Annotated in this window: 18 protein-coding genes and 1 tRNA gene; 14 read left to right on the forward strand and 5 right to left on the reverse strand. The window is 67.2% G+C overall.

What is annotated here, in order from left to right; translation table 11 throughout:
* Positions 1 to 310 precede the first annotated feature (310 nt).
* The 6 genes from AC1DBL_RS15015 (at position 311) to AC1DBL_RS15040 (ending at position 5,882) form a co-directional block, all read left to right on the forward strand.
* Positions 311 to 1,204, forward strand: coding sequence for a phage holin family protein (locus AC1DBL_RS15015; RefSeq protein WP_441419313.1), 894 nt, complete (start codon positions 311 to 313; stop codon positions 1,202 to 1,204).
* Positions 1,205 to 1,259: 55 nt separating this feature from the next.
* Complete coding sequence (locus AC1DBL_RS15020; RefSeq protein WP_441419314.1) at positions 1,260 to 1,922, forward strand: CDP-alcohol phosphatidyltransferase family protein; 663 nt, start codon at positions 1,260 to 1,262, stop codon at positions 1,920 to 1,922.
* On the forward strand, positions 1,922 to 2,827 hold the full coding sequence (locus AC1DBL_RS15025; RefSeq protein WP_476926402.1) for a DMT family transporter: 906 nt from the start codon (positions 1,922 to 1,924) through the stop codon (positions 2,825 to 2,827). Before AC1DBL_RS15020 ends, AC1DBL_RS15025 begins: the two co-directional genes overlap by 1 nt.
* Positions 2,828 to 2,935: 108 nt before the next feature.
* Positions 2,936 to 4,135, forward strand: coding sequence for a glycosyltransferase (locus tag AC1DBL_RS15030; RefSeq protein WP_476926418.1), 1,200 nt, complete (start codon positions 2,936 to 2,938; stop codon positions 4,133 to 4,135).
* Positions 4,136 to 4,246: 111 nt separating this feature from the next.
* Positions 4,247 to 4,320 (forward strand) — tRNA-Ile (locus AC1DBL_RS15035).
* Positions 4,321 to 4,691: 371 nt separating this feature from the next.
* On the forward strand, positions 4,692 to 5,882 hold the full coding sequence (locus AC1DBL_RS15040) for an acyl-CoA dehydrogenase family protein (protein ID WP_441419316.1): 1,191 nt from the start codon (positions 4,692 to 4,694) through the stop codon (positions 5,880 to 5,882).
* Between the two features lie 54 nt (positions 5,883 to 5,936).
* On the opposite strand, the gene AC1DBL_RS15045 is transcribed toward AC1DBL_RS15040, so the two are convergent.
* The gene (locus AC1DBL_RS15045) at positions 5,937 to 6,452 is read right to left on the reverse strand and encodes a murein hydrolase activator EnvC family protein (RefSeq protein WP_476926403.1); all 516 of its coding nucleotides are present in this window, start codon (positions 6,450 to 6,452) and stop codon (positions 5,937 to 5,939) included.
* A gap of 463 nt (positions 6,453 to 6,915) precedes the next feature.
* Here AC1DBL_RS15045 and rpsB point away from each other — a divergent pair, with 463 nt between their 5' ends.
* The 6 genes from rpsB (at position 6,916) to AC1DBL_RS15075 (ending at position 11,913) form a co-directional block, all read left to right on the forward strand.
* Positions 6,916 to 7,824 carry a 30S ribosomal protein S2 gene (gene rpsB / locus AC1DBL_RS15050; RefSeq protein ID WP_476926404.1) on the forward strand — a complete coding sequence of 303 codons (909 nt, stop codon included), beginning with the start codon at positions 6,916 to 6,918 and terminating at the stop codon, positions 7,822 to 7,824.
* Between the two features lie 144 nt (positions 7,825 to 7,968).
* Positions 7,969 to 8,805, forward strand: coding sequence for a translation elongation factor Ts (gene tsf / locus AC1DBL_RS15055; protein WP_441419319.1), 837 nt, complete (start codon positions 7,969 to 7,971; stop codon positions 8,803 to 8,805).
* Positions 8,806 to 8,942: 137 nt separating this feature from the next.
* Positions 8,943 to 9,680 carry a UMP kinase gene (gene pyrH / locus AC1DBL_RS15060; protein ID WP_146335261.1) on the forward strand — a complete coding sequence of 246 codons (738 nt, stop codon included), beginning with the start codon at positions 8,943 to 8,945 and terminating at the stop codon, positions 9,678 to 9,680.
* Positions 9,681 to 9,754: 74 nt separating this feature from the next.
* Positions 9,755 to 10,312: a ribosome recycling factor gene (gene frr, locus AC1DBL_RS15065; protein WP_138769830.1), complete on the forward strand. Its 558-nt coding sequence runs from the start codon at positions 9,755 to 9,757 to the stop codon at positions 10,310 to 10,312.
* On the forward strand, positions 10,312 to 11,232 hold the full coding sequence (locus AC1DBL_RS15070; RefSeq protein ID WP_476926405.1) for a phosphatidate cytidylyltransferase: 921 nt from the start codon (positions 10,312 to 10,314) through the stop codon (positions 11,230 to 11,232). The genes frr and AC1DBL_RS15070 overlap by 1 nt, the downstream gene beginning before the upstream one ends.
* 102 nt (positions 11,233 to 11,334) lie before the next feature.
* Entirely contained in the window at positions 11,335 to 11,913 is a 579-nt protein-coding gene (locus AC1DBL_RS15075) for a DivIVA domain-containing protein (protein ID WP_441419321.1), read from the forward strand.
* A gap of 32 nt (positions 11,914 to 11,945) precedes the next feature.
* On the opposite strand, the gene AC1DBL_RS15080 is transcribed toward AC1DBL_RS15075, so the two are convergent.
* The 4 genes from AC1DBL_RS15080 to AC1DBL_RS15095 are packed head-to-tail and all read right to left on the reverse strand — an operon-like array spanning position 11,946 to position 15,767.
* On the reverse strand, positions 11,946 to 13,412 hold the full coding sequence (locus tag AC1DBL_RS15080) for a sodium/solute symporter (protein ID WP_441419322.1): 1,467 nt from the start codon (positions 13,410 to 13,412) through the stop codon (positions 11,946 to 11,948).
* Between the two features lie 7 nt (positions 13,413 to 13,419).
* Entirely contained in the window at positions 13,420 to 13,806 is a 387-nt protein-coding gene (locus tag AC1DBL_RS15085; protein WP_441419323.1) for a hypothetical protein, read from the reverse strand.
* Positions 13,803 to 14,522: a LytR/AlgR family response regulator transcription factor gene (locus AC1DBL_RS15090; RefSeq protein WP_476926406.1), complete on the reverse strand. Its 720-nt coding sequence runs from the start codon at positions 14,520 to 14,522 to the stop codon at positions 13,803 to 13,805. The genes AC1DBL_RS15085 and AC1DBL_RS15090 overlap by 4 nt, the downstream gene beginning before the upstream one ends.
* Positions 14,523 to 14,549: 27 nt before the next feature.
* Complete coding sequence (locus tag AC1DBL_RS15095; protein ID WP_441419324.1) at positions 14,550 to 15,767, reverse strand: sensor histidine kinase; 1,218 nt, start codon at positions 15,765 to 15,767, stop codon at positions 14,550 to 14,552.
* A 229-nt stretch (positions 15,768 to 15,996) separates the two neighbouring features.
* Between AC1DBL_RS15095 and AC1DBL_RS15100 the strand changes: the two genes are divergently transcribed.
* Together AC1DBL_RS15100 and AC1DBL_RS15105 are read left to right on the forward strand one after the other, a co-directional pair.
* A complete protein-coding gene (locus tag AC1DBL_RS15100) occupies positions 15,997 to 16,377 on the forward strand; it encodes a DUF485 domain-containing protein (protein ID WP_441419325.1) in 381 nt (126 codons plus the stop codon).
* Complete coding sequence (locus tag AC1DBL_RS15105) at positions 16,374 to 17,990, forward strand: solute symporter family protein (protein WP_441419326.1); 1,617 nt, start codon at positions 16,374 to 16,376, stop codon at positions 17,988 to 17,990. Before AC1DBL_RS15100 ends, AC1DBL_RS15105 begins: the two co-directional genes overlap by 4 nt.
* Positions 17,991 to 18,050 lie beyond the last annotated feature (60 nt).

Genomic DNA, 18,050 nt, shown 5'->3' on the forward strand with positions numbered 1-18,050 from the left:
CGCCCGACGTCGACCGCGGCGCCCGCCCGGCGCAGCCCGTCGCGCCTGCCCGGCGCAGCCCGCTGCCCGGGACGGCCCAGCCCGACGTCGTCCGCACCAGGCAGCCCGACGACGCCGACGCGGTGCTCGCCGGGCGCCGTCGTAAGCCGCCGCACGGCGGCCCAGCCCGCCACGCCCGTCCCGACGGGCGCGCGCGGGACGCCGGCCGGACCCTGAATGGTAGTTTTGACACCTGGGAGTGCGCGAAGCCGCGCAGACCCGGCAATCCAGCGGAAGCGGAATCACAGATGGAACCAGTTAGGCGGAACCGATGAGCGGACGGCACACCGGCAGGACAAACGGGGGGCTGCGCCTTTCCGCGCTGCCCAAGACCCTGAAACTGATCTTCAAGCTGGCACCCCGGCAACTCAATGACGAGATTGCCTTCGCGAAGGCCGAACTCAAGCGCAAGGGCATCCAGCTCGGGGTCGCTGCAGCTTTCTTCGGCGTCGCCCTCGTCTTTGTCGCCTTCCTCGTGATCGGGCTCATCGTGGCGGCCATCATGGGCCTGGCCACCGTCATGCCGGCCTGGCTCGCGGCCCTGCTGGTCTGCGCCGCCTTCCTGGTAATTGCCCTGATCGTGGGCCTGATCGGCTACGGCCGGTTCAAGAAGGCCATGCCGCTGCTCCCCGAGGAGACCATCCGCGGCCTCAAATACGACCTCGGCATTGCGAAGGAAGGCTCTTCCTTCGACCCCGCCGTCCTTGACCCCAACTCCCCGCAGGCCAAGGCAGCCAAAGCCGCCAAGGAAGAGGCTGCCGCAAAGGCTAAGGCCGAAAAGGAAGCCAAGAAGGCCGCAGAACAGCCCGATCTGGGCCCCGCCCCGACCGAGGACGAGCTGCGCCGCCGGCTCGAGACGCGCCGCCGGCACCTCACCGGCGTGCGCGACGAGCTCGGCCAGGAACTCGACGTCAAGACCCAGGCCCAGGCCCTCCTCACCGCCACCCAGCACAAGCTGGAGGAGGGCAGGGAGCTCGTGGACGACAAGATCGCCGGGTTCCGCAGCCAGGCCAAGGCCTCGGGCGAAAGGGCCGCTACCCCCGGTGCCACGGCCAACAGGTCTGGAACCGCGGCCGAACTCGGCAAGCGCTGGAAACCGCTGGCCGCCCTTGCAGCTTCCACAACGGCGCTCGTGTTCCTGCTGCGCCGACTCCTCAAGGGCTAGGCTTCGCCCTGAACTCCGACACTAAATCGTTGCCGGCTGTGGAAAGGGGGAACGGATGAAGTTCATCGGCGCTGGCACACGCCCCGGGCAGCCCCAGATCCATCACGACCTGGTCTTCACCGTTCCCAACCTGCTGACCGTGGTCCGGTTCCTCGGCGTCCCGCTCTTCATCTGGCTGGTCCTGGCCAAGCAGGAATACGGCGCCGCCGCCCTGGTGCTGGCGGTCATGGGCAGCACCGACTGGGTGGACGGCTACATTGCCCGCCGTTTCAACCAGATGTCCAAGCTGGGCCGCATCATGGATCCCATCGCGGACCGGCTCTCGCTCATCGCGGTGGCCGTCACCCTCGTGATCGCCGGCGTCGTCGAGTGGTGGTACCTGACCGCGCTGCTCGTCCCGGACCTTGTGCTGCTCTCCATCTCGCTGTTCTACTTCCACAGCCACCCGGACCTGCCCGTGAGCCGGACCGGCAAGATCCGCACCGCCCTGCTGCTGGTCGGCACCCCCCTGCTGGTGCTCTCCAAGCTGCCCGTCCCCGGGACCGACGCCTACTTTGTGGCTGCCTGGATCTTCCTGGGGCTGGGCCTCGTGGGGCACTGGATCGCGGCCTACAACTACTTCTGGGCCATCATCCGCAAGGGCCGGGACCTCAAAGCCGGCAACGCCCGCGGTCAGCACGCCAGCGAGGGCGACATCGACGACGGCGGCCTCCGCTGATGGTCTGGCTTGCGGTTGTGCTGGCGGTACTTGGCGCCTTCTTCCTGGCCTTCGGCGCCCAGCGGCAGGGGAGTGCGGTCAAGGCAGACACCGGAGGGCTGGCGCTCAGTTCCCACGGACTGCTCCGCCTGATCCGCAACCCGCGCTGGGTCCTGGGGCTCATGCTGCTCTGCGTCGGGACGGCGATGAATGCCGTCGCCCTGGTCTCCGCGCCACTGACCGTGGTCCAGCCGATCGGAGCGATCGCCCTCGTCATCACCACCATCATCAATGCCAAAGACCAAGGGCTGAGCATGAACCGGGCCACCGTCGTGGCCATCGGTTCGTGCGTCACCGGTTCGGCCCTGTTCGTGGTGCTCGCTGTGAACGTCACCCAGGAAAACCACCACGTCAGCGGCTCGGATGAGCTGACCATCGTGCTGCTGCTGGCCCTGGCCGTAAGCCTCTTTGGAACACTGGCGCTGCTCTTCAAGCACCGGATGAGCGCCTTCGTGTACATCCTCGGCGCCGGCGTCCTGTTCGGCTTCGTGGCGGTCCTGACCCGCATTATCGGCAAGCACCTGGTCGACCCGAACGGGCAGTTCCTGCTCAACGTCCAGTGGTACACGCTGGTCGCCATCCTTGCCGCCGGCGGGCTGGGCTCATGGTTTGTGCAGAGCGCCTACTCCGGAGGTCCGCCCGACCTCGTGATCGCCGGACTGACCGTCATCGACCCGATTATCGGCATCGCGATCGGCATCGTGATCCTGGGGGAGTTGCGGCCCGACGTCCACGCCGTGACGGCGATTGCCATGGGCGCGGCCGCACTCCTTGCTATCGTGGGAGTGATCGCCCTTTCAAGGCACCACCCCGAGGTCACCAAGCGCAAGAAGGACGCGCGGAAAGCCGCGGGACGGCTGTCCTAGGGCGGCGCCACAGACTTCTGGCGCAGGCCCGCCGCCTGTGCCGATGGCCAGCCGGCCACCACAGCCCCGCTGACCGCACCGTGACCACCAGGAGCTATCCCCGTGACCATGCCCGAGAATGACCAAGCCGACAAAAAGCTGACCATCCTGATTGCCGCTGACACCTACCCGCCGGATGTCAACGGTGCCGCACAGTTCGGCTACCGCTTGGCCAAGGGCATGACCGGCCGCGGGCATGAGGTCCATGTCCTGGCGTGCCGGCCCAGCAAGGGCAAGAGCTTCAGCGAGTTCCGCGACGAGGCCACCGTGCACCGGCTCCGCTCGCACTCGGTGCCGACCCACGAGTACTTCCGGATCACCTTCCCGTGGGAGATCAAGAAGGAAATAGGCCTGCTGTTCGACCGGATCCAGCCGGACGTCGTGCACATCCAAAGCCATTACATGATCGGCGAACACGTCCTCTACGAGGCGGTCAAGCGCGGCATCAGGATCGTCGCGACCAACCACTTCATGCCCGAAAACCTCAACCCGTTCCTGCCCTTCCCGCAGTGGTTCAAGGACATCGTCGGCCGCGTGTCGTGGCGCGACATGGGCAAGGTCATGGGCCAGGCCGACGTCGTCACGACGCCGACGCCGCTCGCCGCCAAGGCCATGCACCAGCACGCCTTCCTGCGCAAGGTCCTGCCGCTGTCCAACGGCATCGATGCCGCAGCCTACGAACTGAAGCCGGGCGAGGAAGCAACGCCGCACGCCAGCCCCACCGTGCTGTTCGTCGGCCGCCTCGCCGAAGAAAAGCACATCGACGTGCTGATCGACGCCGTAGCCAAGACGCCGGCGGCGCTCGACGTCCACCTGGAGGTCGTCGGCGGCGGCGAGGTCCGGCCCGCACTCGAGGCACAGGTCGAACGGCTGGGCCTGCAGGACCGTGTGAAGTTCCTTGGCCTGGCCAGCGACGAGGAACTGCGCCGGGCCTACCTGAGCGCGGACCTGTTCTGCATGCCCGGCACCGCCGAGCTGCAGTCCCTCGTCACCCTGGAGGCGATGTCCGCGTCCACCCCGGTGGTGCTGGCCGACGCCATGGCCCTGCCTCACCTGGTCCACGACGGCGAGAACGGCTACCTGTTCACGCCGAATGACAGCAACGACCTGGCGGCCAAGATCGAACGCGTGCTGTCGTTGCCGGCGGACGAGCGTGCGGCCATGGGCAAGGCGAGCCGAAGCATGGTGGAAAGCCACAGCATCGAACGCACCCTGCAAACCTTCGAGGACATCTACCGCGGCGCCAGCTACGACGACCTGGTCGTCTAGGCGGCCCGGATCGCCGTAGGCGGTCGTTGCCCGAGCCGGGGCGACTACTATTGCTAGAGTGTTTTTGCCCGGAATGGTCCGGCCCGTCAGGGCGTGACCGTTCCGGCCCACGGGGCTATAGCTCAGCTGGTTAGAGCGCGGGACTCATAATCCTAAGGTCCTCGGTTCAAGTCCGAGTAGCCCTACATCATCAACAGTTCCCTGGACACGCCGTGTCCCCGGGGCCGGAGCGGACGTCCTTCGTCAGCTGCGGCCCTTTTTGTCTCCGGGCCCAGGGGCCGGTCCAGCGACCGCGCCCAGCGGCCCCGCGCAGCGGCCTGCCCGGCGACCCCGCGCAGCGACCGTCCCGGCGACCCCCTGCCATCCGGCAGCCATCCCGCTGTGACCCGGTATCCGGGCGCACCCCTCGCCTCCTGCCGGGAAGATCCATGGCCTGCCGTGTGCCCCGTCACTTGCCACCCGGCCGAAAGCTGGGATATGTTACTCACGAGTAACATATCCGCGGCGCGAAGCCCGCGCCCTTTTGATCGCTGCCGATCACAAGTGAAGGAACAACATGTCCAAAGCTGCAATCGACATCAACAACCTCCCCTACGCCGATGGCGACTTCTTCGCTTTCGAACAGCTGCTCAGCGGCAAGGAGAAGGACCGGCTGGCGGAGGTGCGCGAGTTCCTGGCCCGTGAGGTGAAGCCGATCGCGGTGGACTGCTGGAACCGCGGCGAGTTCCCGATGGACCTGATCCCGAAGCTGGCCGAGATTGACCTGGTCAGCCCGGTCAAGCGCCAGGGCTACTCGAACCTCTTCGCCGGGATCCTGCATGCCGAGGCAACCCGTGCGGACACCTCGATCGCCACCTTCTTGGGCGTGCACGACGGGCTCTTCACCGGCTCGATCGAGGCGCTCGCCTCGCAGGAGCAGCAGGACGCCTGGCTGCCGGACATCTACTCCCTGAAGAAAATCGGCGCCTTCGGCCTGACCGAGCCGCTGGGCGGCTCCGACGTCGCCGGTGGCACGCGCACCACCGCCCGGCGCGAGGGTGACAGCTGGATCCTCAACGGAGCCAAGCGCTGGATCGGCAACGCCACCTTCTCCGACTGGGTGGTCATCTATGCCCGCGACCTCGCCGACAACCAGGTCAAGGGCTTCCTCGTGGACACTAAGACCGAGGGATACACTGCCACCAAGATCGAGAACAAGATCTCGCTGCGCACCGTCCAGAACGCCGACATCACCCTCGAGAATGTCGTGGTGCCGGACTTCTTCAAGCTGGCCAACGCCAACAGCTTCCGGGACACCAACAAGGTCCTGAAGGTTACCCGCCTGTCCGTCGCGTGGCAGGCCGTCGGCCAGCAGCTCGCCGCGTTCGACGTCGCCCGCCGCTACGCCGTCGAGCGCAGCCAGTTCGGCCGCCCGATCGCCTCCTTCCAGCTGGTCCAGCACCAGCTCGTGCAGATTCTCGGCAACGTCGTCAGCTCGATGGGCATGATGGTCCGCCTGTCCCAGCTTGAGGACGCCGGCGAGGCCAAGGACGAGCAGTCGGCCCTGGCCAAGGCGTTCACCACGGCGCGGATGCGCGAAAGTGTCGCCATCGGCCGCAGCCTCCTCGGCGGCAACGGCATCGTCACGGACTACGAGATGGCCAAGATCTTCTCCGACGCCGAAGCGATCTACTCCTACGAGGGCACCCACGAGATCAACACTCTCGTCACCGGCCGGGCAATCACGGGGATCTCGGCCATCGTCTAATCGGTCCGCGGCCGGCCGTGCACGCCGGCCGTCCCGCGCAGCACCCGCGGCCCTTCATCCGGAGCCGCCCTGTCCCGAACCGGGATTCACGAGCGGCAGCAGGATGGAGGGCCGCAGGTCCATCACGAAGGCCAGCGGATTGAGGTAATCGTCGCCGCGCCGCACGCCCCAGTGGATGCAGGGCGTCCCGCCGCAGTGGCCGGGCGGCGCCCGTCCCAGCACCGACCCCTCCGCGACGGCGTCGCCGGGCCGCAGCGTGCTTTCGACGGGTTCGAAACTGCTCCGCAGGCCGTTGCCGTGGTCGATGGTGACCACCGGCCGGTCCACCACAAAGCCCACAAAGGCGACCGTGCCCGCCGCCGGCGAGGTCACCGGAGCGCCGTCGTACGCAGTCTGCAGGTCCACGCCGCGGTGGCCGCTGAGCCAGGGCCGGTCCGGCGGGTCGAAGACGCGCAGCACCGCGGGCCTGGGGGAGAGCGGCCAGCTCCAGCTCCCGGGCGGGGAAGCCGGCTGTCCTGTTGCCGGGGCCGGGACTAGCAGCAATGCTGCGAATAAGAGAGAAGCCTTCATGCTGCCAGCCTGCGCCGGCCGGCCCGGGCCCGGAAAGTCCCCTCGAAGGCTATGTGGATTTCCCGCCGGAGCCACACTCGGAGCCCCCTCCGCGGGCACCCCGAGACGGTCCATTCGGGCAGGTCTGCTGTAGTACACTTGGTGGAGCAGTTTGCTGTGCCCTCATGCCTTGTTCACTTTGGCTGGATCCGTTTTTGTTCCAGTCATTTGGAGCGGCAGCACATCTCATTCAGGAGTGCGGGAGCAGTGGCTGACTACGCGTATCCAGCCCTCCCTGTCCGAAGCCCGGCTTCCGGGTGCGGAGGACTGCGCCTCTTACGGTCCGGCCCCAGGGTCCGGATGAGGGGTGCGGTGGATGCCAGGAGGAACACCCGCCTGGGTGTTGCTAAATAACCGTCAACTATTGGCAGGGTAAGAGAGCCCAGGGCTTTCTCATGAATGACCTGCCGGAAGGAGCGTCGGCATGCCCGTCGTAACTATGCGCCAGCTGCTTGACAGCGGCGTCCACTTTGGACACCAGACCCGTCGTTGGAACCCGAAGATGAAGCGTTTCATCTTCACGGAGCGCAACGGCATCTACATCATTGACCTGCAGCAGTCGCTGTCCTACATCGACCGTGCCTACGAGTTCGTGAAGGCCACCGTTGCACACGGCGGCACCGTCCTCTTCGTCGGTACCAAGAAGCAGGCACAGGAAGCCATCGCCGAGCAGGCAACCCGCGTCGGCCAGCCGTACGTGAACCAGCGTTGGCTCGGCGGTATGCTGACCAACTTCCAGACGGTTTCCAAGCGCATCCAGCGCATGAAGGAACTCGAAGAGATCGACTTCGACGACGTCGCCGGTTCCGCCTACACGAAGAAGGAACTGCTGCTCCTTCGCCGCGAGCTGACCAAGCTGGAGACCAACCTCGGTGGTATCCGCAACCTGACCAAGGCGCCTTCGCTCCTCTGGGTTGTCGACACCAAGAAGGAACACCTCGCCGTTGACGAGGCCAAGAAGCTGAACATCCCGGTTGTGGCCATCCTGGACACCAACTGCGATCCGGACGAAGTCGACTTCCCGATCCCGGGCAACGACGACGCCATCCGCTCCGTAAACCTGCTGACCCGCGTTGTTGCCGACGCCGTTGCTGAGGGCCTGATCGCCCGCAACCAGCGCGCCACCGGCACCACGGAAGCTCCGGAAGAGCCGCTGGCCGAGTGGGAGCGCGAGCTCCTCGAAGGCAGCAAGGCCGAAGAGGCTGCCGCTCCGGCCGCCGCTGAATCTGCTGCTCCGGAAGCCGCAGAGGCTGCCCCGGAGGCTCCCGCCGCCGAAGCTGCCCCGGCCGCTGACGCTGCCGAAGCTGCTCCGACCGCCGACGAAGCCAAGTAGTCAGACAAGTAAATCTGGATCTCCCCGACCGCTGCAGGCAGCTGCCTGCTGCGCAAGGGGTACTGACAGGATGGCCGCTCACTCGGTGAGCAGCCGTCCTGTCAGTCCGTACACCACACAAAATTTCTAGACAGAGGGGTTCACATGGCGAACTACACTGCCGCTGATATCAAGGCTCTGCGCGAGCGCACCGGCGCCGGCATGATGGATGTCAAGAAGGCTCTTGACGAAGCCAACGGTGACGCCGAGAAGGCCATCGAAATCATCCGCATCAAGGGCCTCAAGGGCGCCACCAAGCGCGAAGGCCGCTCCACCGCGGAAGGCCTGGTTGCTGCCAAGGTCGACGGCGGCGTCGGCGTGATGATCGAGGTCAACTGCGAGACCGACTTCGTCGCCAAGGCTGACAAGTTCATCCAGCTCGCCGACAAGGTGCTCGCTGTTGCTGTTGAGTCCGGCGCTGCCGACCTCGACACCCTGCTGGCCACCGACGTCGACGGCAAGCCGCTCTCCGAGGTCGTCGTCGAAGAAGGCGCCATCCTGGGCGAGAAGGTTGTCGTCCGCCGTATTGCCCGCATCGAGGCCCCCACGGTCGACGCGTACCTGCACAAGACCTCCAAGGACCTCCCGGCCCAGGTCGGCGTGCTGTTTGCCGTTGACGGCGAAGGCGAAGCTGCTGCCACCGCCGCCCACGACGTCGCCGTGCACATCGCCGCGATGGCCCCGAACTACCTGACCCGCGAGGACGTTCCGTCCGAGCTGGTCGAGTCCGAGCGCCGCATCGCCGAGGAAACCGCCAAGGCCGAGGGCAAGCCCGAGGCTGCCATGACCAAGATTGTGGAAGGCCGCGTTACCGGCTTCTACAAGGGCGAGGTCCTCGTTGACCAGGCATTCGCCAAGGATGCCAAGAAGTCCGTCGCGCAGGTCCTCGAAGAGGCCGGCGTCAAGGCAACCGCTTTCACGCGTTTCCGCGTCGGTTCCTAAGTAAGTCACGCTGAGGGGGTGGTCACTGCGGTGGCCGCCCCTTTTGCATGCATCCGCTCACGCTGGCCCGGGGCGGAATGCAGCCTTTGGCCCCCGGCACGATAACCTTTTTCAGAGCTCACCAACGGGAAGGCACCATGGATACCGTCAACAATTCAGCCCAGCCAAAGAAGACCAGGCGCCGCGTGCTCCTGAAGCTGTCCGGCGAGGTCTTCGGCGGCGGCAAACTGGGCGTTGACCCGGACACGGTCCGCGGAGTCGCCAAGCAGATCGCGGCCGCCGTTCCCGACGTCGAGGTCGCAATCGTCGTCGGCGGCGGGAACTTCTTCCGCGGCGCCGAACTCTCGCAGAGCGGCATGGACCGCTCCCGCGCCGACTACATGGGCATGCTCGGCACCGTGATGAACTGCCTCGCCCTCCAGGACTTCCTGGAACAGGCCGGCGTGGAGACCCGCGTGCAGAGCGCCATCACCATGGGCCAGGTTGCCGAGGCGTACATTCCGCGCCGCGCCATCCGCCACATGGAGAAGGGCCGCGTCGTGATCTTCGGCGCCGGCGCCGGCCTGCCGTACTTCTCCACCGACACCGTCGCCGCGCAGCGCGCCATGGAGGTGCACGCCGACGTCGTCCTGATGGCCAAGAGCGGGGTCGACGGCGTCTACACCGCCGATCCGAAGAAGGACCCCTCAGCCGAGAAACTGCACCGGCTCAGCTACGACGAGGCCCTGCGCCGCGATATCCGGGTCATGGACCAGACGGCGATGACCATGTGCAAGGACAACAACCTGACCATGGTGGTGTTCGGCATGGAGGGCGAAGGCAACGTCACCCGGGCCATCCGCGGCGAGGACCTGGGCACCGTAGTCACCCCCTAGCTGCGGCTAGGATGTTTTTAGGACAGCTCCGCTCCCCGGGCAAAGGGGTGCGCACCAATTTCTGAGGAGAGAACGTGATCGAAGAAACCTTGCTCGAAGCCGGGGACAAGATGGACAAGGCGGTTGAGGTAGCCAAGGAAGACTTCGCCTCGATCCGCACCGGACGTGCCACCCCGGGCCTGTACAACAAGGTTCTGGTGGACTACTACGGTTCGCCGACGCCGCTGCAGCAGCTGGCCTCCTTCGCTGTCCCGGACGCCCGCACCATCCTCATCACCCCGTTCGACAAGACCGCACTGCGGGACATCGAGCGGGCCCTGAGCGACTCCGAGGTGGGGGCCAACCCCTCCAACGATGGCAACGTCATCCGGATCACCATCCCGGAGCTGACCAAGGAACGCCGCAAGGAATACGTCAAGATCGTCAAGTCCAAGGGCGAGGACGCCAAGGTGTCCATCCGCAACATCCGCCGCAAGGCCAAGGAAACGCTGGACAAGCTGGTTAAGGACGGCGAAGCCGGCGAAGACGAGGGCACCCGCGGCGAGAAGGAACTCGACGCCCTGACCAAGGCCCACGTCGACGGCATCGACGAGCTGCTCAAGCGCAAGGAAGCCGAGCTGCTCGAGGTCTGATGGGGGACGAACAGCAGGCACCCGGACCGCGCGTCCGGGTGCGGGGGAGAGAGCGGAAGAATCCGACGCCCAAAGCCGGCAGGAACCTTCCCGCCGCCACGGCGGTCGGCCTTGCCATGCTCTTCGCCGTGCTGGGCGGCCTGCTGTTCCTGCCCATGGCCTTCGTACTGATCGTCACCGCCTTCGCCGTTTTCGGTGTCTGGGAGGTGTTCCGTGCGCTGGAGGCCTCCGGCACCCGGCTGCCCATCATCCCGGCGATGACGGGCACCGTGGCGATGCCGCTCGCAGCCTACTTCGGTGGCCCCGAAAGCCTGCTGTTCGCGCTGCTGCTGAGCAGCGTCGCGGTGCTCCTGTGGCGCTCCCTGGAGGGGGCGGCCGGGTCCGCGCGCAGCATCTTCGCCGGCGTCTTCACGATGACGTGGGTGCCGTTCCTGATCAGCTTCGCCGTGCTGCCGCTGCATGCCTCCGGCGGCGTCACCCCGATCGGACCCTGGCCCGGCGGTGTGGTGCCGATCGGGGCCTGGCAGATCGGCACCCTGCTGCTGCTGGTGGTCTCCAACGACACCTTCGGCTACCTCGTCGGCGCCTCCCTCGGCAAGCACCCGATGGCCCCTAAGATCAGTCCGAAGAAGTCCTGGGAAGGCTTCGGCGGGTCGATCGCGGGCGCCGTCCTGGTCGGCATCCTTGCCAGCGTCTACGTGCTGGGCGAACCCTGGTGGTTCGGCGCCGCCCTCGCCGTGGGCATGGTCGCCGCGGCGACCGCCGGCGACCTGGCCGAATCCATGGTCAAACGCGAACTCGGCATCAAGGACATGAGCAGCATCCTGCCCGGCCACGGGGGAGTCATGGACCGCCTTGACTCCATCGTTTTCGCCTCCCCGGTGGCATTCATGATCTTCTCCGCCGGCGCCGGCGGCTAAGGCGGCATCCCGCCTCCTCCCGGTGCCTAGAATGGTGCCGGGCAAACACGCCTGAAGTTGGCGCAACCAGAGCCGAACGGCATCGAAGGAAACATAGTTACAGTGGACATTCAACGGCAGATTCCGGCCTCCTTTGACCGCGTGCAGCGGAACCAGTACGGCTATAACGCCAAGCAGGTGGACCAGTTCCTGCAGCGCGCGCGGGTCTCGTTCGAAACACCCCAGGCCGCGGGACGGGCGGTCAAGAGCGCCGATGTCCGGGCCGTCTCCTTCGACCCGGTCAAGGGCGGCTACTCAGCCGCCGGGGTGGACGCGGCCCTGGACCGCCTCGAGGACGCCCTGGCCCGCCGGGAACGCGACGAACTGATCGGGGAGCGCGGCGAGGAAGCCTGGCTGCGTGAAATCGGCCGGCTCGCGGGCCTGCTCCGCGGCCGCCTGCACCGCCCCGACGGCCAGCGCTTCCGCCGCCCGGCCAAGGCCAAGGTGCGCAGTTACAACACCACCGACGTCGACGACCTTTGCCACGAGCTGATCGGCTACCTCGAGGAAGACCAGCCGCTCAGCGTGGACAACATCCGCCGCGCCGTCTTCCGTCCCGCCGTCGGACGCGAAGGCTACGAGGAAAGCCAGGTCGACGCTTTCCTGGACCGCGTCGTCGAACTGATGGCCGCGATCGACTGACGCCACCGGCCGACGCGTCACAGACTGGCGCGTCACCGTTCGGTGGCGAGCGGCCGTTCCGGGGTGTGCAGCCTTGTCATCAGCCGGGTGATGGTCCGCGGAACCCGGCCCTGGGTGGCCCGCGAGACGAGGACCATCACCGCGAACGCAGCCGGGACCGTCCACGCGGCCGGCTGCGCGAGCCACGGCGGCGTGCCGGCGGAGCCCAGCATGGCGCCGGCCAGCATGGCGCCGCCGCAGGACACCGCCCCGGTCAGCATTCCGGCGATCGCGCCGGCGTCTGTCAGCCCGCGCCACCAGATGCCCAGCAACAGCACGGGGCAGATGGTCGAGGCCGTGAAGGCAAAGACCAGCCCCACGCTCCCGGCCAGCGCCGTGGAGTCCGTCATGGTCGCGATCCCCAGCGGAACCACTGCCGAGATCAGCGCCGCGAGCCGGAACCCGCGCACGCTGCCGCCCAGGATGTCCTGGCTGATGACACCCGCCAGCGACACCACCAGCCCCGAGGTGGTGGACAGGAAGGCGGCGAAGGCGCCCGCCACCACCAGCGCGGAGAGCAGGTCGCCTGCCGTTCCGCCGATCATCCGGCCCGGCAGCAGCAGCACCAGGGCATCGGCCTGGCCGCTCTTGGCCAGACCCGGGGCGAACGTCCGCCCGATCAGGCCGTACGCCGTCGGGAACAGGTAGAAGACCGAGAGCAGGCCGAGCACAATCAAGGTCGTCCGGCGCGCCGACTGGCCGTCCGGGTTGGTGTAGAAGCGCACCAGCACGTGCGGCAGCCCCAGGGTCCCGAACAGCAGCGCCACCAGCAGCGAGATGTTCTGGTAGGGCCCGGCCGGGGCCATCGCGGTGGGGTTCACCGACGCCTCGGCGACCGCACGGGAGCCGTTGCCGGCCAGCACCAGCAGGATGAACAGCGCAGGGACGGCCAGCGCGGTCAGCTTCAGCCAGTACTGGAACGCCTGGACGAAGGTGATGGAGCGCATCCCGCCGGACACCACCGTCACGCACACGACGGCGACTACGGCCACCTGTCCCACCCAGGCCGGCAGCCCGGTGGTGATCCGGATGGCCAGCGCCGCGCCGTGGAGTTGCGGGACGATGTAAAGCCAGCCGACCACCACCACCACGAAGCTCGTGACCCGGCGGACCGCCCGGGAATCCAACCGGGCCTCGGTGAAGTCGGGAATCGTGTACGCGCCGGACCGGCGGAGCGGGGCGGCCACGAACAGCAGGAGCATCAGATAGCCGGCCGTGTACCCGACCGGGAACCACAAGGCATCGGTGCCGGAAAGCAGGATGAGTCCGGCGACGCCGAGGAAACTGGCGGCGGACAAGTACTCGCCGCCGATCGCCGAGGCGTTCCACCAGGGCCGCACCGTGCGGGAGGCGACGTAGAAATCCCCGGTGGTGCGCGAGACCCTGAGGCCGTAGAAACCAATGACGGCGGTGGCCAGCGAGACTGCCGCGAAGGCGGCGATGCCGACGACCGGGTTCACCCGCGCCTCACTTGTCCCCGGCCAGGTCGCGGTAGCGGGACTCGTTCCGCGCGGCCGTGCGGACGTACAGCCAGGCGCTGAGCCCGATCACCGGGTAGATCCCGGCGCCCAGCAGGACCCAGTCGAAGGGCAGCCCCGCGATCCGCAGCTCGGCCAAGCCAGGCACCAGCCCCAGTATCAGCGCGAAGGCGAGCAGGATGAGCAGGAAACCGGCGGCCACCACGATGCCAAGCCGGAGCTGGGAGCGGATCAGCGAGCGGACGAATACTTGCCCGGCGTCGGATTCCTCGGCGGCCTCGCGCGTGTCGGCGGCCGAGCGCCCGGCGGCGATGCTGCCTGACGCGGCGCTGCCTACCTTGAAGCTGCGCGGTGCGGTGACGCGGACCCGGGTCATGCCTGCGGCCGGATCCGGGTCGCCTCGAGTTTCTCCCGGACCGGCGGCAGGTGCCGGCGGCTGATCGGCAGTTCGGCCCCGGCGACGGTCACGCTGGGACGGGCCACGGCCAGTTTCATGTGGCCGACGTGGTTCAGGGCGATCAGGTACGAGCGGTGGATACGCAGGAACCCGGCATCGGCCCACTGCTGCTCGAGGTCTGCCAGCGGCACCCGGATGAGGTAGCTGGCGTCCGCGGTGTGCAGCCTGGCGTAGTCGCCCTGCGCCTGGACGTAGGTGACGTCCTCGCGCCGGATCATCTTGGTGGTTCCACCCAGATCCACCGTGATCATCTCCGGCGCCGGTGCCCCCTCACGGATCAGCTCACTGATGCGGCCGATCGACCTGGCCAGCCGCTCGGCGCGGACCGGCTTGAGCAGGTAGTCGACGGCCGCCAGCTCGAACGCCTCCAGCGCGCAGTCCTCGTCGGCGGTGACGAAGACGACGGCGGGAGGCTTGGCGCTGCGGGCGATGACCCGGGCGATGTCCAGGCCGGAGAGGGCCGGCATATGGATGTCCAGGAACACGGCGTCGACCTCCTGGGACTCGAGGGCGCGCAGCGCCTCGGCGCCGGAGGAAGCACGGTGGATCGCCCCGATCCGCTCGTCCCGGCCCAGCAGGAAGGCCAACTCCTCGACAGCGGGCAGCTCGTCATCGGCGACGAGGACGTTAATCATGGTTCTAGGGTACTGCCGGGTACGGACTCAGGCGTCGTGCCGCGGCTGGGACTTGGGCACCCGCATGGTGATCAGGGTGCCCTCGCCCGGCGCCGTCTCGATCACCAGGCCGTTGTCCTCGCCGTACACCTGTCGCAGCCGGGCATCGACGTTGTGCAGGCCGACGTGTTCGCCGTCGCTGTGCCCGGCCAGGACGGCACGCAGTTTCTCCGGATCCATGCCGACGCCGTCGTCTTCGATGGTCACCTCGGCGAAGGCGCCCGAGTCGTTGGCCGTGATGCTGATGTGGCCCGGGCCCTCCTTGGCCTCCAGCCCGTGCCGGACCGCGTTCTCCACCAGCGGCTGCAGGCTCAGGAACGGGATGACGGTGCTGAGCACCTCGGGGGCGATCCGCAGGCTCACCTGCACCCGGTCGCCGAAGCGTGCGCGCTCCAGGAGCAGGTACCGGTCAATGCAGCGCAGTTCCTCGGCCAGCGTGGTGAAGTCGCCGTGCCGGCGGAAGGAATATCGGGTGAAATCCGCGAACTCCACCACCAGCTCGCGGGCGCGGACCGGGTCGGTGTTGATGAAGGACGCGATCGCGTTCAGCGAGTTGTAGATGAAGTGCGGGCTGATCTGGGCCCGGAGCGCACGGACCTCGGCCTCCATCAGCAGCGTCCGGGACGCGTCCAGCTCGGCCAGTTCCACCTGCGTCGCCACCCAGTCGGCCACCTCACTGGTGGCGCGCACCAGCCCCGCGCCGGCCGCCGGGGCGAAGGCCGCCACCACGCCCACCACCCGGGTGCTGGCCTTGATCGGGGCGATCACGACGGCGCGTTCCGTCCCGGGGGCCAGCGGCGCGGCGGCCTTGCCGTTGGCGAGCAGTTGCAGTTCGCCTGCCGGGATCACGGCGGTGTGGCCGCCTTCCAGTACCTTGGCGGCGAGGCCCATCAAGGCGGGCTTGAGCTCTTCGGCGGCACCGTCCCAGGCCAGCACCCCGGTCGTGTCGGTGATCGCCAGGGCATCGCAGCCCAGCAGGCTGCGCAGCTGGCGGCTCGCCTTGGCTGCGCCGGCCGGGTTCAGTCCGGTGCGCAGATACTGGCCGGCGCGGGACGCCGCGTGCAACGTCTTGTAGGTGGCGCGTTCCGCGTCGGTACCCAGCTCGCGGAAGGAGCGCAGGACCTTGAGCCCGACAGCCACGACGACGGCGATTGCCAAGGCGATCACGGCGATCGCCGCGGCGGTGAAGAGGGGAGAGTCCGGCATGCTGCCAGCGTAGCGTGGCGGCCCGCAGGCCGGGGGAGAACACCGGCGGAACGGCCGAAAGGCGCCGTTGGGCGCAGCATCGCGACCGTTGAGCGACGGGAAACACGGCGGTGCTGGAATGTAATACGCATCACGAGGCACAGTGATTGCAGTCACACAAGGCCGGAAGTCTGTTTCCCGGAGCCCGGGGTACCCGGGGGTGGCTCGCCAGTCTCAATGAGGAGGAACGATGGGTCACGAAGCCCAAGAAACGGACGCACCGGCGTTCGTGGACTTCAAGGAAGTCCAATCGACGGAGCAGTTTCAGGAACTGCGTAAACGTCACCGCAGCTTTGTCTTTCCGATGGCCATCGCATTCCTGCTGTGGTACTTCGCCTACGTCCTGCTGGCCGACTACGCGGTGGGCTTCATGTCCACCAAGGTCTGGGGCAACATCAACATCGGCCTGATCCTGGGCCTGCTGCAGTTCGTCTCCACGTTCGCCATCACCGGCTGGTACGTCAGCTACTCGAACCGGAAACTGGACCCGATCGCCGCCGATATCCGCCACGGAATCGAAGGCCACGAGTTCGACAAGCACGGCAACCGAGTGAGCGGAGAAACAAAATGACGTTTATGGTTCCCGCGGTCAACGTTGCGGATCTCAAGGACACCACCGCGCTGAACATGGGCATCTTCGCCCTGTTCGTCGCGATCACCATGGTCATCGTCGTCAGGGCGAGCCGAAACAATAAGACCGCGGCGGACTACTATGCCGCCGGCCGCTCCTTCACGGGCCCGCAAAACGGCACCGCGATCGCCGGCGACTACCTCTCTGCGGCTTCGTTCCTCGGTATCACCGGCGCCATCGCCATCAACGGCTATGACGGCTTCATGTACTCCATCGGTTTCCTCGTGGCGTGGCTCGTCGCGTTGCTCCTGGTGGCCGAACTGCTGCGCAACACCGGCAAGTTCACCATGGCCGACGTCCTTTCATTCCGGCTCAAGCAGCGCCCGGTCCGCATCGCCGCGGCCATCTCGACCTTGGCCGTTTGCTTCTTCTACCTGCTGGCCCAGATGGCGGGAGCCGGCAGCCTGATCTCGCTGCTGCTGGGCATCAGCGACTGGGGCGGCCAGGCGCTCGTGATCGTCGTCGTCGGCGCCCTGATGATCATGTATGTGCTGATCGGCGGGATGAAGGGCACCACCTGGGTCCAGATCATCAAGGCCATGCTGCTCATTGCCGGCGCGGCCGTCATGACCTTCTGGGTGCTGGCCATCTACGGCTTCAACCTCTCCGACCTGCTCGGCGGCGCGGTGGAAACCTCGAAGAACCCGAGCATCCTGAACCCGGGCCTGCAGTACGGCAAGACCGAGACCTCCAAGCTTGACTTCATGTCCCTTGGCCTGGCGCTCGTCCTCGGCACGGCGGCCCTGCCGCACGTCCTGATGCGCTTCTACACGGTTCCGACCGCCAAGGAAGCCCGCAAGTCCGTGGTGTGGTCCATCTGGCTGATCGGTATCTTCTACCTGTTCACGCTGGTCCTGGGCTATGGCGCAGCCGCGCTGGTGGGTGCCGACACGATCAAGGGGGCGCCGGGCGGCGTCAACTCGGCAGCGCCGCTGCTGGCCTTCCACCTGGGCGGACCCCTGCTGCTCGGATTCATCTCCGCGGTGGCGTTCGCCACGATCCTGGCCGTCGTCGCCGGCCTCACGATCACGGCGGCAGCGTCCTTCGCGCATGACATCTATGCCAGCGTCATCGCCAAGGGCAAGGCCGACGCCAATACCGAGGTCAAGGTTGCCCGTCGCACGGTCGTCGTGATCGGGTTGCTCGCCATCATCGGCGGAATTTTCGCCAACGGACAGAACGTCGCGTTCCTCGTAGCACTCGCCTTCGCGGTGGCGGCCTCGGCCAACCTGCCCACGATCGTGTACTCGCTGTTCTGGCGCCGGTTCACCACCCAGGGAGCCATCTGGAGCATGTACGGCGGGCTCGGCTCGGCCATCATCCTGATCGCGCTCTCCCCGGTGGTCTCCGGCGCCAAAACGTCGATGATCCCGGGGGCCAACTTCGCGATCTTCCCGTTGAGCAACCCCGGCATCGTCTCCATCCCGCTCGCCTTCCTGCTGGGTTGGCTGGGCACGGTCCTGGACAAGAAGCTCGAAGACACCACCAAGCAGGCCGAAATGGAGGTCCGCTCCCTGACCGGGGTGGGCGCCGAAAAGGCCACCAACCACTAAACGCCCGGCCGGGCCGCGGACCACAAGCAGGCGGCCCCGGCAGGCAACACCAATGACGAG

Source organism: Arthrobacter sp. 10T44 (assembly GCF_056393885.1).

What these genes read in the sequence shown, in the direction of transcription:
- AC1DBL_RS15015 (WP_441419313.1), top strand. Translation starts at nt 311, where the DNA reads ATGAGCGGACGGCACACCGGCAGGACAAACGGGGGGCTGCGCCTTTCC.
- AC1DBL_RS15020 (WP_441419314.1), top strand. Translation starts at nt 1,260, where the DNA reads ATGAAGTTCATCGGCGCTGGCACACGCCCCGGGCAGCCCCAGATCCAT.
- AC1DBL_RS15025 (WP_476926402.1), top strand. Translation starts at nt 1,922, where the DNA reads ATGGTCTGGCTTGCGGTTGTGCTGGCGGTACTTGGCGCCTTCTTCCTG.
- AC1DBL_RS15030 (WP_476926418.1), top strand. Translation starts at nt 2,936, where the DNA reads ATGCCCGAGAATGACCAAGCCGACAAAAAGCTGACCATCCTGATTGCC.
- AC1DBL_RS15040 (WP_441419316.1), top strand. Translation starts at nt 4,692, where the DNA reads ATGTCCAAAGCTGCAATCGACATCAACAACCTCCCCTACGCCGATGGC.
- AC1DBL_RS15045 (WP_476926403.1), bottom strand. Translation starts at nt 6,452, where the DNA reads ATGAAGGCTTCTCTCTTATTCGCAGCATTGCTGCTAGTCCCGGCCCCG.
- rpsB (WP_476926404.1), top strand. Translation starts at nt 6,916, where the DNA reads ATGCCCGTCGTAACTATGCGCCAGCTGCTTGACAGCGGCGTCCACTTT.
- tsf (WP_441419319.1), top strand. Translation starts at nt 7,969, where the DNA reads ATGGCGAACTACACTGCCGCTGATATCAAGGCTCTGCGCGAGCGCACC.
- pyrH (WP_146335261.1), top strand. Translation starts at nt 8,943, where the DNA reads ATGGATACCGTCAACAATTCAGCCCAGCCAAAGAAGACCAGGCGCCGC.
- AC1DBL_RS15070 (WP_476926405.1), top strand. Translation starts at nt 10,312, where the DNA reads ATGGGGGACGAACAGCAGGCACCCGGACCGCGCGTCCGGGTGCGGGGG.
- AC1DBL_RS15085 (WP_441419323.1), bottom strand. Translation starts at nt 13,806, where the DNA reads ATGACCCGGGTCCGCGTCACCGCACCGCGCAGCTTCAAGGTAGGCAGC.
- AC1DBL_RS15090 (WP_476926406.1), bottom strand. Translation starts at nt 14,522, where the DNA reads ATGATTAACGTCCTCGTCGCCGATGACGAGCTGCCCGCTGTCGAGGAG.
- AC1DBL_RS15095 (WP_441419324.1), bottom strand. Translation starts at nt 15,767, where the DNA reads ATGCCGGACTCTCCCCTCTTCACCGCCGCGGCGATCGCCGTGATCGCC.
- AC1DBL_RS15100 (WP_441419325.1), top strand. Translation starts at nt 15,997, where the DNA reads ATGGGTCACGAAGCCCAAGAAACGGACGCACCGGCGTTCGTGGACTTC.
- AC1DBL_RS15105 (WP_441419326.1), top strand. Translation starts at nt 16,374, where the DNA reads ATGACGTTTATGGTTCCCGCGGTCAACGTTGCGGATCTCAAGGACACC.